Origin of the sequence: Paenibacillus sp. FSL P2-0136, assembly GCF_037975325.1 — a bacterium.
Classification (GTDB): Bacteria; Bacillota; Bacilli; order Paenibacillales; family Paenibacillaceae; genus Paenibacillus_AQ; species Paenibacillus_AQ silagei.
The window spans coordinates 1,255,884-1,270,223 of sequence record NZ_CP150244.1 but is presented as its reverse complement, the minus strand read 5'-3'; the positions used below and the strand labels follow the sequence as shown (position 1 = coordinate 1,270,223).

The 14,340-nt window shown below is 58.3% G+C and carries 11 protein-coding genes; all 11 read right to left on the bottom strand.

The genetic code is table 11. The features are described 5' to 3' along the window. Window positions 1-315: 315 nt before the first annotated feature. The 11 genes from NYE26_RS05420 to NYE26_RS05370 all read right to left on the bottom strand — a co-directional run bounded on the left by NYE26_RS05420 (window position 316) and on the right by NYE26_RS05370 (window position 12,827). Entirely contained in the window at window positions 316-1,548 is a 1,233-nt protein-coding gene (locus tag NYE26_RS05420; protein ID WP_036727722.1) for an alanine--glyoxylate aminotransferase family protein, read from the bottom strand. Window positions 1,549-1,650: 102 nt separating this feature from the next. Then, a complete protein-coding gene (locus NYE26_RS05415; RefSeq protein ID WP_339254420.1) occupies window positions 1,651-3,045 on the bottom strand; it encodes a Zn-dependent hydrolase in 1,395 nt (464 codons plus the stop codon). After that, the gene (gene allB / locus NYE26_RS05410) at window positions 3,009-4,406 is read right to left on the bottom strand and encodes an allantoinase AllB (RefSeq protein WP_339254418.1); all 1,398 of its coding nucleotides are present in this window, start codon (window positions 4,404-4,406) and stop codon (window positions 3,009-3,011) included. Before allB ends, NYE26_RS05415 begins: the two co-directional genes overlap by 37 nt. A gap of 62 nt (window positions 4,407-4,468) precedes the next feature. Then, entirely contained in the window at window positions 4,469-4,867 is a 399-nt protein-coding gene (gene uraH, locus NYE26_RS05405; protein WP_339254416.1) for a hydroxyisourate hydrolase, read from the bottom strand. A gap of 39 nt (window positions 4,868-4,906) precedes the next feature. Then, entirely contained in the window at window positions 4,907-5,425 is a 519-nt protein-coding gene (gene uraD / locus NYE26_RS05400) for a 2-oxo-4-hydroxy-4-carboxy-5-ureidoimidazoline decarboxylase (RefSeq protein ID WP_339254414.1), read from the bottom strand. Window positions 5,426-5,477: 52 nt separating this feature from the next. Next, the gene (locus NYE26_RS05395) at window positions 5,478-6,407 is read right to left on the bottom strand and encodes an ABC transporter permease (RefSeq protein WP_076076879.1); all 930 of its coding nucleotides are present in this window, start codon (window positions 6,405-6,407) and stop codon (window positions 5,478-5,480) included. A 30-nt stretch (window positions 6,408-6,437) separates the two neighbouring features. After that, entirely contained in the window at window positions 6,438-7,553 is a 1,116-nt protein-coding gene (locus NYE26_RS05390) for an ABC transporter permease (protein ID WP_339254412.1), read from the bottom strand. Beyond that, window positions 7,550-9,082: an ABC transporter ATP-binding protein gene (locus NYE26_RS05385; RefSeq protein WP_339254410.1), complete on the bottom strand. Its 1,533-nt coding sequence runs from the start codon at window positions 9,080-9,082 to the stop codon at window positions 7,550-7,552. The genes NYE26_RS05390 and NYE26_RS05385 overlap by 4 nt, the downstream gene beginning before the upstream one ends. 107 nt (window positions 9,083-9,189) lie before the next feature. After that, window positions 9,190-10,365 carry a BMP family ABC transporter substrate-binding protein gene (locus NYE26_RS05380; protein ID WP_036727709.1) on the bottom strand — a complete coding sequence of 392 codons (1,176 nt, stop codon included), beginning with the start codon at window positions 10,363-10,365 and terminating at the stop codon, window positions 9,190-9,192. 213 nt (window positions 10,366-10,578) lie between these two features. Beyond that, on the bottom strand, window positions 10,579-11,208 hold the full coding sequence (locus NYE26_RS05375; RefSeq protein ID WP_339254407.1) for an NTP transferase domain-containing protein: 630 nt from the start codon (window positions 11,206-11,208) through the stop codon (window positions 10,579-10,581). A 44-nt stretch (window positions 11,209-11,252) separates the two neighbouring features. After that, a complete protein-coding gene (locus tag NYE26_RS05370) occupies window positions 11,253-12,827 on the bottom strand; it encodes a PucR family transcriptional regulator ligand-binding domain-containing protein (protein WP_339254405.1) in 1,575 nt (524 codons plus the stop codon). Window positions 12,828-14,340: the final 1,513 nt, after the last annotated feature.

Genomic DNA, 14,340 nt, shown 5'->3' with positions numbered 1-14,340 from the left:
GTGTACTCCCTTCCGGTTATTATATAAATTGTACTTGATTGTTTTCCGTTCTGGGATGGCCGTGACTCCAGAGAATGTTTGGCCCTCCGGCCGCTGTTGTCCCCAGATTTCTTTAATTCAAACCGCTAATCGCGGTAGAAATCCGGGGACAAAGGCGGACGCTATCGCTCCTACAGTTCCAAAATTCTCTTCCGCCACTTTTCCCTGTCTGTTTTTTTCAAGTTCAATCTATATTTTTTCTTTTCTTTTAGAAAAAACGGCCCTGACGCCCCTCAAGGGGCGCAAGCCGTCACTTAAACAAATCGCATTGTATGATTATCTTACTTTTGAATCATATACGTCAAGTGCCGCCTGAACGCCCTGTCCGGCAGGTACCGCATACCCGTGGCGGATAAGCACCGCCTCCAGCGCACCAAGCAGACGCAGCACATTATTCTCCCGGCAGCTGAAGCCCATGGTACCGATCCGCCAGATCTGGCCTTGTAACGGTCCAAAGGAGCTGGCGATCTCAATACCGAAACGCTGCAGCAGCATGGAACGGACGGCTTCCCCGTCTATCCCCGCCGGAATGAGCACACAGGTGACTACCGTCAGCTTGCTCTCCGCCTCCCCGTACAGCGCAAGCCCCATAGCTGACAGTCCGGCAGTAAGGGCTTGCTCATTGAATCTGTGCCGGGCATGCCGCGCTTCCAGCCCTTCCTCCAGGACCAGCCGCAGGCCTTCACGCAGAGCATAGAGCATAGAGGTCATCTCCGTATGGTGATTGAGCCGCCGGGGACTCCAGTAATCCTGCAGCATACTCAGGTCGAGGTAATTACTGCGCACTACGGGCAGCTCGCTGACAGCAGCAGTGTCAGTTCTAAGCCCACGCTCAACCTGCTTGCGCCTGAGCAGCTTGGCCTCGGCCCGGTCATTATACGTCACCGGGGCCATGCCCGAAGGGATGGACAGGCATTTCTGCGTTCCGCCGACTACGGCATCCAGCATCCAGGCATCTGTCTCTACCGGCACCCCGCCGATCGTCGCCACCGCGTCCACAATCAGCAGCGCATCCTGCTCCCGGCAGGCCTGCCCGATCCCGTCCAGCGGCTGCACACGGCCTGTAGAGGTCTCACCGTGAACCATCGCCACCACATCCGGCTTGAAGCGCCGTATAGCCTCAATTACCTCCTCCGGCGGAAAGACGCGGCCCCAGGTCTGTTCTATCGTGAGGACCTCAGCCCCGCAGCGTTCAGCAATCTCATGGAGCAAATGGCCGAAACGGCCAAAGACCGGAACCAGCACCCGGTCCCCCGGCACAATCAGGCTCACCATCACCGCTTCAATACCGGAACGCGAAGTCCCGTCTACCGGATACGCCCACTGATTCTTGGTGGCGAACAGCTCACGCAGCATCTCCATCGTCTCGTTCATGATCTCCGTGAATTCAGGATCGAATTGTCCCAGCACCGGATAAGACATCGCCCGCAGCACACGCGGATCAACCTCCACGGGGCCGGGGGTCATAATGCACCGCAAGGACGGCGACAAATCTTCGTACCGCTTCATGATTCTCTCCCCTCCAGACTTCCAATGATCAGATCTCGCGATTTATAGCGAAATTAAAATTACAACTCGAAGCTTGGTCGTCGCTGCGGTGAACAGTGTCTCTTATTCGTAAGCTAATCTATATAATATGGCTGTCAGCACTTCCAGTCCAGCAGCGAGTTCCTCCGGGGAGGTATACTCCCCAGGGGAATGGCTGATCCCGCCCCGGCTCGGCACGAAGATCATCGCAGCCGGGCAGCGCGGGGCGAACAGCTGGGCGTCATGCCCCGCACCGCTGACCATGCTCAGATAAGGCTTCTCCTGCTGGAGACAGATCTCTTCAAGAGCCGCTCGCAGCTCCTGGTCCATAGGAGCAGGGGCTGTCTCCAGCAGCATCTGTACCTCAAGCGTAAGGCCGCGCCTGCGGCCAAGCTCTGCGAACTCCGCCAGGACCGCTGCGCAGAAGCGCTCCAGCACCCCAGCTTCGCTATGCCGGATATCCAGCGTGAACTGCACTTCGCCGGGAATCACATTGGATGTACCCGGATAGACCTCTAGCCGCCCCGTTGTGGCTACCAGCGGATCACCCTCCACCAGAGCGGAGCGCTCCAGCGCCAGCAGCATCTCCGCACTCCCGGCGAGTGCATCCTGTCTTAACCCCATCGGCGTAGTCCCTGCATGATTGGCCGTCCCGCCGACCTTGACAAGATACCGCCGCTGTCCGGCGATAGCCTGCACGACCCCGATTCTCCGGGACGTCCGTTCCAGAATGATCCCCTGTTCAATATGCAGCTCGACATATGCGGCAATATCACTGCGCACAGGACTATTATTACGCCAGAAGCTTCCCTCCAGACCTGCCATAGATTCAACTTCTGACCCCTCACTCCCACATCCGCCACTCCTACTTCCGCCACTCTGCTCCAGACCCGCCGCAGCTTCAGCAGCCAACCCTTCATCCCCTGCCAGGCCACAGGCCGCCATCGCTGCCCCCAGCGTGATACCATCCGCATCTGTGCAGTCTATACATTCCTTCCCGCTATACAGCCCGGTCACATTCCCCGAGCCCCAGAACGTCAGCGGAAAGCGGCTGCCCTCTTCCTCGCAGAAGGATACCACTGCAAGCGTCCGCAGCGGCGGACCGAAGGTCTCCAGAAGATAGTGCAGCGCAGTTACAGCTGCCGCTACACCATAAGCACCGTCATACCGCCCGCCGTTCACCACCGTGTCAATATGCGAGCCGGTCAGGATAACCTTGTCGCTTACCTGAGAACCGGCCAGTGTGCCATAGACATTCCCTACCTGATCCATCCTGACCTCAAGCCCGAGCCCGGCCATTCTCTCCTGCAAAAAATGCTGAACCCCTTGCCACTCCGGCGTATACAGCAGCCGGGTAACTCCAGGACCCGGAGCGCTGTAGGCTGCGAGTTCATCCAGCAGCTTCAGCATCTCCCCGGCGGGGACATGCGGGACCGGCGGCTTCATATCCCCGGCTGGCTGTGCCGGATACGCAGCCATTCTCCTCCGCCGCCAGCAATAACGCCTTCCGCGGCAGTATAGACAACATTGCCCCGGCAGATCGTTGCCGTTACCTTGCAGGATAAGGTCATTCCGACATAAGGGCTATGCCGGTGGCGGTACAGCAGATCCTCTGCACGCAGGGTATAGGCCGCATCTGGATCAAGCAGCACCAGATCGGCATCCAGCCCCGGCGTGATGGAGCCCTTACGCCCCTCCAGTCCGAACCGCCGGGCAGGAAGGCCGGAGATCAGCGCTGAGATCTGCGTAACCGGCAGGCCGCGCACATGAACGCCTTCATGGAACATCAATTCCAAACTGCTCTGTGCTCCCGATATCCCGCCCCAGGCTTCCATGAACGACAGCCCGGGCGCCAGCTTCAATTCAGGCGGACAGGGGGAGTGATCGGAGGCGACCAGATCCACCCGGCCCGCAGCCAGCGCCGCCCACAGCCGGTCCCGTTCACTGCTGCTGCGCAGGGGCGGAGCGCATTTCGCCAGCGCCCCGAGAGTCTCCATGCTGTCTTCATCCAGGATGAGATAATGAGGACAGGTCTCTGCGGTCACATCCAGACCGCGCAGCTTGGCCTCATGAATCAGCTCCAGGGCTGCCGCTGTGCTGATATGGACAAAATGCAGCTTACAGCCGGTCCGCTCACTGTACAGCAGTGCCCTGGCTACAGCCTCCAGCTCCGCTTGCGGAGGGCGTGAAGCCGCAAAATCCCGCGCACTGCTGCGCCCGGCACGGAGTGCCGCCGCCCCCAGCGCCGAGGTTATCGCTTCGCTCTCCGCATGCAGGGCGAGAATCCCGCCGGTTGCGGCGATCCGAAGCATCCCCTGATACAGGGTATCATCGTCCACCTCACGGAACCGGCCCTCGCCTTCACCGCCGGGATTCGAGATGAACGCCTTGAACCCGGTAACGCCCGCTGCCGCCAGTCCCTCCAGCTCCTCCAGATTCCCGGGCATAAGGCCGCCCCACAACACATAATCCACCGCCGAGTTCCCGGCTGCGGCCTCCGCCTTCAGCCGGAGCGCCTCCAGATTCACCGTCGGCGGATTCCCGTTCAGCGGCATATCCGCATAACAGGTGCAGCCGCCAGCCGCTAGAGCAGCTGACCCGCTCCGGAAGCCCTCCCAGTGACCGAACGCAGGCTCATTGAAGTGAACATGCATGTCGATCATGCCGGGCAGCACATATTGTCCTTCCGCATCCAAAATTCTGGTCCCGGGCGATGCCTGTAAGGCTTCGCCCAGTGCAGCGATTTTGCCATCCTTCACCCCGATCTCAAGCCTGCGGACTTCTCCGGGCAGGACCACCTGTCCGTTCCTGATGATAAGCTCATAACTTTCTTCCTTCATGATAGGCCCACCTCCGGTCTATTGGCTTAAGATTAGATGCAGCGGTACGCTGAATTGCCGCGTTAACTCCCGCGATAAGTGCTGTATCCTCCAGGTGCAACCAGCAGCGGTACATGGTAATGGGCGGAGGGGTCCGGCATATTGAAGCGGATCGGAATCTGGTCCAGGAACGGGACTACAGCGCCTGCTCCCTCCTCCTCAGCCTCCGGTTCTCCGGCACCAGCCTGAGCGCCCCGGAAATAATCACCGGCCATGAACAGCAGCTCATAGCTTCCGGCCTGCATTTCTTCTCCCGCCAGCAGCGGAGCGTCCAGCCTGCCATCCTCATTCGTCACCGCCTCACGCAGCAGCACAGGCCCTCCGGTACTCAGCCGCCAGAGCTGAAGCGACAGGCCCGCAGCAGGCTTGCCCTGTGACAGATCCAGCACATGAGTTGTCAGCCTTCCGTTCCTTCCAGACAATTGCGTCACCCTCCTCCTATAATATGCAATGTCCTGTCTCTAGTCCGCCCCCAGCAGATCCTCCAGCCGAAAACGAGTAATCGCACCAATCTCCAGCAGCGCCTGTTCCTGCTCCTCCTCAAGCGAACGATCCACACGCTCACCGATGGCGCTAAGGATCTCTTCTTTCGTTTTGCCCCGTACGGCGAAGATGAACGGAAAGCGGAATTTCGCTGTATAGGCGGCGTTCAGCCCGGTGAGCTCCGCGAATTCCTCCGGTGTCAGCCGGTCCAGTCCGGCCCCCTGCTGCTCTGCCGCCGAGAGCGGACTGACTGAAAGTCTTGTTGCCAGATCCGGGTGAGCTCTCAGCAGCGCCAGCACCTGGTCCGGCTCCGCCTGCCGTGCTATCTCCATCATGGCAGCATGCAGCTCCTGCACGGAATCGAACGGACGCCTGCTGTACACCTCCTCTGCAACCCAAGGGGAATGCTCGAAGATGCCGCCGAGCTGCTCCACGAAGTCTTTTTTTACCATCGAGTTCATCTGCTCCAGAGTCAACCGGTCCGCCGGTATAGTCATAGGTCAGCCTCCATCCCTCTAATTTGCATATTGCCGCCCGCGCCCTTCCAGCCTAGAACCGCTGTTCGCGAATATAAGGTGTTCCCAGCGATTCCGGCGTACCGGAGGGCTTGTTGCGGTTGCGGTATCCCAGATACATCAATACGAGAATGGTTACGACGTAAGGAATCATTTTCAGAAAATAGGACGGCACCGCACTCCCCAACAGCTGAATACGGAACCCCAGCGAATCGAGCGCTCCGAAGAAGTAGGCGCAGAAGAGAGCGCGCAGCGGATTCCATCTGGCGAAAATCACCAGACCCACGGCGATCCAGCCCCGCCCGGCGGTCAGCCCTTCATTCCAGGTCGGCGCATATGCCAGCACCATATCCGCACCGGCCAGACCAATCAGCGCCGCTCCGGCAGTAACATAGCAGTAGCGTATCAGCTGCACACGAATGCCCATGACGTCCGCAGTAGCCGGATTGTCGCCGACTGCCCGCAGATGCAGCCCCCACGAGGTATGGTGAATCAGCAGATGCAGCACAAGGACGAGCAGAAGACTGAACCAGGTCAGCATATCCAGCCTGCCAAAAAGCTCCCCGAGCACCGGCACCGGCTTCAGTATCTCCAGATCCAGCTTGGGCAAACTGCCGGGCAGCGGAATGCCGCTGATCGACTTGCCCACATAAGCGCTAAGTCCGCTGCCGAACAGCGTCATCGCCAGGCCCGACATCGTCTGATTGGCCCTCAACGTGACACATAAGAACGAATGAACCATACCCAGAAGAGCGGTAATGGCTACCGCCGAGAGCAGCGCAAGGATCAGATTCCCGCTGCGGATGTAGACGATGCAAGTCGTCACTGCCCCCATCAGCATCAGCCCCTCCGCGCCGAGCTGGATAATGCCGGCCCGTTCGGTCAGAATGCCTCCAAGCGTAGCCAGCAGCAGCGGTGTTCCGGCGGAGATGGCGGCGATTAATAACTGTGTAGTGAAATCCATGAGTGAACTCCCTCCTGTACGAGAATGCTGTTATGCGCTAAGGCGGATGCGGAACCGGTGAATCATGTCGCCGGCAATCAGGAAGAACAGGATCGCGCCCTGCAGCATTTCCGATATGGACGAAGGCAGTCCGATGGTCTGAACACTATAGCCGCCCACAATCAGGCCGCCGAACAGAATCGAAGTCACAATCAGGCCCAGCGGGTTCAGCTTGGCAAGCCAGGCTACGATGATCGCCGTATAGCCATAGCCCGGAGAGATCCCCTGCATCAGCTTATGCGTAACCCCCGACACTTCAGCCATGCCGGCAATCCCGGCAAGACCGCCGCTGATCAGCATGACGATGATAATATGCTTCTTGATATGGATGCCCGCATAACGGGCTGCTGTGGGATTGGCGCCGATCAGACGCAGCTCATAGCCCCAGCGGGTGAACCGGATCATCAGATAATAGATCAGCACAGCCACAAGGCCGAAGACCAGCCCGATGTGCAGCCGGGTAGTGCCAAGCACCGGCAGGGACTGTGCAGCGGTGAACATCGGCGAACCCGGAAAGTTGAAGCCCTTCGGGTCCTTCCAGGGGCCGAACACTACATAATCCAGAGCCAGCAGGGCCACGTAGTTCAGCATCAATGAGGTAATCAGTTCATTGACACCGAAATGGGTTCGCGGCACTGCCGTCATCAGACCCCACAAAGCTCCGGCTGCTGTACCGAAAACCAGCATCAGCGTGATGGACCAGAAGGAAGACAGGTCCGGGAAATAGATCGTTACCGCAGTAGCCGCCATAGCGCCTACTGTCAACTGACCCTCTGCCCCGATATTCCACACAGAGATCCGGTAAGCTACAGCAATGCCTAGCCCGCAGAGCAGCAGCGGAATAGCCTTGACCATGGTTTCAGTGAAGCCGTAGGAGGTGCCGAAGGCTCCCCGGAACATTTTCTCGTATACGACCAGCGGACTCATTCCATTAGCGGCGATGAACACCGCACAGAGCAAGAGTGCCAGAACAACGGACAGGATGGGCGTCCACCACGGTGAACGGGTACGGCTTGAATCATATTCCAGCCTGATAGAGTACCACCTCCCGCTGCGCCCCGCCAGCGGCGTAAGCGTTGCAGATTCATTTCCAGGATTCGGACTCATACGGCACTTCCCTCCCTGCTCCGGATACCGGCCATCATCAGGCCGATTTGTTCCCGGTCCGCCTGCTCATGATCGCTCTCACCTATAATTGACCCGCCATAAATCACCAGAATACGGTCGGATAACTGCAGCAGCTCATCCAGATCCTCGGAGATCAGCAGCACCCCGCTGCCGGAGCTGCGCAGCTCCATCAGCAGCTCATGCACCCCTGCCGCTGCGCCGACATCCAGCCCTTGCGTCGGATGCACGGCCACCATCAGCTTCGGACGGTGGCTGACCTCGCGGGCGAACAGCAGCTTCTGCTGGTTCCCGCCGGACAATTGCTGCACGGGAGTATCCAGCTCAGGCGTCTTCACATTGAAGCGGCGGACCAGCTCCTGCGACCAGGAGCGGTTCCTGGCCGCCTTCAGGAAGCCGAACCGGGAATGCTCCCCGCTGCGGTAAGACTTGAACAGCAGGTTGTCAACTGACCCCAGCCGTCCGGCCAGACCGCTCTTCATCCGGTTCTCCGGCACATGCGAGATGCCCGAATCGATCGCTCCTCTTACCGAAGCTGTTTTTACAGGACTGCCGTCAAACCGGATCTCGCCCGTCCTCCATGCTCTTAGCCCTGTCAATACCTCCGCCAGCTCCTTCTGCCCGTTGCCCGCGACACCGGCCACGCCCACAATTTCGCCTTCATGAACCGTAAGCGACAGGGCATCCAGCGCCTTGCGGCCATGATCCGCAGCCACCTCCAGATCGCGGACGATCAGCAGCGGCTCTCCAGCCGTCGCCGCTCGCTCCTGACGGCTGATCGTAACCTCCCGGCCCACCATCAGCCGGGCCAGCTCCAGCTCATCCGTCTCGTCCGTCATCAGCGAAGCAATCATTTTCCCCTTGCGCATCACGGAGATCCGGTCCGAGGAGGCCATGACCTCCTTCATTTTATGCGTGGTCATGATCACTGTCTTGCCCGCCTGCTTCATCACCTGAAGGGTCTCGAACAGCTGCTCCGCCTCCCCCGGTGTCAGCACCGAAGTCGGCTCATCCAGAATGATGATATCTGCCCCCCGGTACAGCGTCTTGACAATCTCAACGCGCTGCTGCTCTCCGACAGACAGCTGCCAGATGGGCCGGTCGACGGGAAATTTCAAGCCAAAGCGTTCTCCAAGCGCCTCTATCTCTTCATGCTTACGTTTAATCCATCTGCTGCCGCGCCAGAAAGACGACTTTTCGCCAAGCACGATATTCTCCGCCGCTGTAAGGCTCTGCACCAGTCTGAAGTTCTGAAAAACCATGCCTACACCGAGCAGTGCCGCATCCTTCGGGGAACGGATTCTGGCCGGTTTGCCATGAATGAGAATCTCCCCAGCGTCCGCCCGGTACACTCCTGACAGCATGCTCATGACTGTGCTTTTCCCTGCCCCGTTCTCCCCGAGCAGCGCGTGAATCTCCCCCGCATTTGCCGAAAAATCAACTTGATCGCTGGCCGTTACAGCACCGAATGTCTTCACTATCCCGCGCATTTCAACCGAAGGGTCCTGCATAATACTACGCTCCTTTCCGGGTAGTTATAGTACAGGTGGGGAAGGCTCCGGTATCCGGAACCCGCCCCACCCGTAAGGCTGTGCTGTATGAAGATGTGTAGCAGCTGTTATTGCGGAATCGTGCCCTCGACACCCTTGACCAGCCAGTTCATGCCAAGCACCTCTTCAAGGGTCAGTTTCTGACCGTCCTTAACGGTTACATTGCCCTTGTTGTCCGAGATTGGTCCGGTGAAGACCTCCAGCCCGCCGCTGATGATTTTGGCCTTGGCGTCCTCCACCAGCTTCTTCACATCCTCGGGAACCTTGTTGCCGAATGGCGCCAGCTCCACCATGCCGTCCGCCATATCGCCGGAATACTGCTCACTTTTCCAGGTTCCGTCCATCACAGACTGTACAGCTTTTACATAATAAGGACCCCAGTTCCATACAGGGTTGGTTAAGTAGTTGTCCGGTGCATACTTGCTCATATCCGAGTCATTCCCCCCGGCAAAAGCTCCCCGTTCCGCCGCAGCCTGAAGGGTAGCCGGTGAATCCTGATACGCCAGCAGGACATCCGCCCCTTTGTCGAGCAGGCTGATGGCCGCCTGACGTTCAGTTGCAGGGTCATACCAGGTATTCGTCCACACCACATCCACCTTAACCGCCGGGTTGACGCTCTGCGCGCCCAGCGTGAAGGCGTTCAGATTATAGATCACCTCGCTGATCGGAAAGGCTCCCACATAGCCGAGATGGTTTTTCTTTGTCATTTTGCCTGCCGCGATCCCCGACAGATAGCTTGCCTGATAGTTTTTGCCGAAGTAGGTTCCCATGTTCTCAGCGGTCTTGTAGCCGGAGGCATGCAGGAACTTCACGTTAGGAAATTTGCCGGCCACATTCAAGGTGAAATCCATATAGCCGAAGCTTGTGGTGAACACGATGTCATGGTTTTGCGCAAGCTCTGTGATGATCCGCTCGGCATCGGCGCTTTCCGGTACATTTTCTACGAAATCCGCCTTAATCCCGAGCTCCTTCTCCATATACAGACGGCCCTGGTCATGCTGATACGTATACCCGCCGTCACCCGGAGGCCCGATATAGACAAAAGCAACCGTCGGCTTCTTCGCTGCCGGCTCTGTCGTTGCCGCCGCCTCGCTGCCTGCCGGTGTACTGGCCGCCGAAGGCTCTGCCGTTGCTGCCGCACCCGTATTAGACGCCGTATTATTCTTCGCGCACCCCGTCAGAACCACCGCCAGCAGGAACATCGTGATGATGCTGAATTTGAATGCCTGACCCCTTTGTTTCATAATTCTCCTCCTCCAGGATATCTCTTCTAATGGCTACAGCCATTAATGTATCTCTACTATACTGAGGCGCAGCACTTACGTAAATTTATATAACATAGCTTTGTGTGGTTGGATAAGAAGAGGGGGCCGATTTTGTGCTTCATGCACGAAGTCATCTCAAATTAAACTTAAATACTGTGATATTACCTTACATAGCTTTAAAAAATAGCGAATTCACTGTCTATTCCCGCTCCGCACGCTCCATTCTCTGCTGTAATCTCCGAAGCTCTCCGGCAGCCCGGTCTCTGCGAAGGCCTGAACAGACTCTTGCGGCAGGAAGAGCCCCTTATATTCCTTGGTCCGCATAATGGCAGCTATGCCCTCCTCCTCATCCAGCTCTTGAAGTCCGCCGAACAGCGTGCTTGAGAAAAGGGTAGGCGGCATCAGCAGCCCTTCCTGTGCACTGGTGACATAATCAAGCTCCGGGTGCTGCTCATACGCCTGGATGAACCGGCGGATCTGAGCCGCTGCCACAAACGGCTGATCTGCCGCCGCAATGACCACCGCATCCGGCTGAAGCGAAGCTACAGCATTCAAGCCGCAGCGCAGGGAGAAGGACAGGCCTAAATGGGCCGTCAGGCAAGTCTCAATCCGCCGCATATTCTCCGCCTTCCCGGCCGGCGGCAGCCAGCCTAAAGGATCATCCGCACGCACCACTACAACCAGCGGCGCGAGCCCGCAGGTCTCCAGCTCACTGAGCATCGCCGCACCGGCTGAACCCGCGCCCGCCCTGTTCTGAGAACCTTCAGAGGCCCCTGCTCCATTACTGCGGCCTGCCGCCAAAAAGATTCCGGCCACCTTCATTGTTCTCCACTCCTTTTTTTGGGCAATCTGCTGATGGACGGCTGTTATTCGCGCTCCAGCATTCTGCGGAACAGGAATACCAGCTTCAGCTTCATGAGATCATTGATTTTTTTGAAATCGACATCCAGCAGCTCACTGAGCTTCTCAATCCGGTAAGTGGCCGTATTGCGGTGAATGAACAGCTTCTTGGCCGTCTCGTTCACATGGCCGTCATTCTCCAGGTAGACCTCCAGCGTGTGGAGCATCTCCTTAACATATTCCGGTTCCCGGCTAAGCAGCCCCCGCAGGCTACCGTTGTAGTAACGCTCCATGGTCTCCGCCGGAATCTTGCTCAGCAGCAGATCAAGCTCCAGCTGGCGGTAATGCACCACATTTCCGTGTGCGCCCCATTGCCGGGCCATGCCCATACATTCCTTAATCTCGGCAAAAGCTTCCTTCAGCCCCTCCGGCTTCAGCTTCACGCTGCTGACAGCCGCCTGCGGATAATACCCTTTATCGAACTTCAGGCTGTCGAAGCATTCCTGAATCAGCGCCCGGAACTCCTCCGGCTGATGCGGCCCGGCCGGATACAGCGACACCAGTCCCTCCTCCACCAGGAAGTGAACCGCCTGCAGGCCATGCAGCACCGGATGCTCCGAATACTCCTCCTTCAGCCGCAGCAGCTCTGCCTGCCGGGCTTCTCCCTCAGCAGCCACATCGGTAAGCAGCAGTTGATACGGAGACTGGAGCAGCGTAATCTCCAGCCGGAGCGCTGCCTGCGCCAGCTCAGCGTATTTCAGCCCGTCCTTCAGGAACCGCCGCAGCAGCCCGCTGAATTCCCGGTGTCCGGCCTGCTCGAAATAATCCTCCAGCCCGGTATGCATATGATAAGAAATCAGCTCTGCCCCCTGGACGAACAGACTTTCCTCCACGGGCAGCAGCAAGGGATCAATATCGCAATAATGAAGGTAACCCAGACATTTCCCGGCCTGTAGCAGCGGGAGCCGGTAGCCGGTGCCTCCGCCGAGCCGGAAGCGCTGATTGCGGGGCGGCCAGGGCCACCCTTCCAACTGCTCACTCTCGGTATATCCCGAGTTGTTGAATACTACCGCCCCCCGGTTGCTGATTACAGCCAGCGGATAACCGATGATCTCAGAGACGGTGTCCAGCAGCGGACGGCTGCGACCGGAACGCAAGGCAAGACGCATCAGCAGCCGCTGCTTCTCCATCATGCTCTGCAGGGTGCCCACGCTGCGCGACAGCTCCGCGCGGAACAAGCCGTTCATCTGGTCGGAGAAGGTGAACTGGAACGGCAGCTCGATCAGCGGGAAATTCAGCTGCTCCGCTTCCGCAATCAAGGGTGGCGGCACAGCCTCCCAGAACCGGCCCAGCTTAATGCCCAGCCCCGCTGACCCGCGCCGGTTCAGCATCTGCAGCAGTGCCGAGGCATCCTCCGGGCTGTCCTTGATCAGATAGGCTGTGGTCAGCAGCATTTCTCCTTCCTTGATCCAATCCGAGATATCGGGAGCATCCATGACATTAATCGATTTCACGATCCTGTGCTTCCCCTTGGACCCGGCAATCAGTTTCGCTTCGGATAAAGGATAAATGGACAACGCTTCTTCCACCGTAAGATGCATAGCCACCCCTCCTTCTCTACCTTCATAATAGGTTTATTCGAGTCATATGTTACTTTATGTAACATTATAGATAAAATGACCGCTGTTGGAAAGAGAAAAGTTAGAATTAGGCTCAAATATGTTAGGTAATATTACATATTTGGCGGCAGTGACTCTCATTTGGTCCCTGGAAGCTGCATAATTGCCACGTATCTTTGCAGCTGCCGGATGTATGCTGTTTTTTGCATACATTTGGCCCGCTCACCTCGCACCGGCCGGATGTATGCTGTTTTCCACATACATCCGGACCACTCAACCCCGCACCGGCCGGATGTATGCTGTTTTTCGCATACATCCGGACCACTCACCTCCGCACCGGCCAAATGTATGCTATTTTTCACATACATTTGGCCCGCTCACCCCGCATCGGCCCATTGTATGCTGTTTTCCACATACATCCGGACCACTCACCCCCGCACCGGCCGGATGTATGCTGTTTTTCACATACATTTGGCCCGCTCACCTCGCATCGGCCCATTGTATGCTGTTTTCCACATACATCCGGACCACTCACCCCCGCACCGGCCAAATGTATGCTGTTTTCCACATACATCCGGACCACTCACCTCGCACCGGCCCATTGTATGCTGTTTTCCACATACATTTGGCCCGCTCACCTCGCTGCTGGGTATTGTATTCGGTTTTCCGCATACATTTGGCCCACGCACCTCGCGCAACTAGCGGATCTCCTAACGATCAGTAAAAAGCCCTGGTTCTCTACGTTCAGAGAACCAGGGCTATGACTTCCTACTTCCATACCTCCTGTATCCAGGACAGGAGTCTCAGATCTTGTCCGTGTCCGCCGATGACGGACAATCCCAGCGGCAGTCCGCCGGGGCCGGGCACCGGCAGCGTAACCTGCGGCAGCCCGGCCAGTCCGGCCAGGCAGCTGAGCATCATGGCGCTGCTGCGGCTCCGCTCCCGCTGCCCGGGTCCGGCGCCGCGCAGCGGGGCTGGACCCGGCACGGTCGGAAGGACGAGACAGCCGTCCTTCCCGAGCAGCGCCCGCAGCCGCTGAGTGATCCGGTTGCGCAGCATAGCGGCCGGGATGTGATCCGCCCCGGCCAGCCCCGCCGCCCAAGCGAACCGGGCGGCAATATCCGGCCCGAAGACCGGCTGCTCCCGCCCGATCCACTCCCCATGGGTTGCCCAGATCTCGGCACCCTGCAACTCGCGGAAGGCGTCCATCCAGGTCTTCAAGCCTTCAGGGGCAACCACGGCTTCAGCAGCCTGTAGCGAAGCGCCTGCCTGAAGCTTGTCCAGCCCCCGCCTCAGGTAGTCTGCACAGTCCTGCTCCACAAGCGCCCAGCCTTCCGGGAGAATGAACATCCGGGACATTCGAAGATCACCAGCAGACTCGTCAACCGCCTCACCGCCGCTCTGCTCCATACTATTCTCCATGCCCTGGGCACCTACGCCGCTGTCCGCAGACCCGAGCAAATCGCCCAACTTCTTCCTATTTTCCCCGTCACAG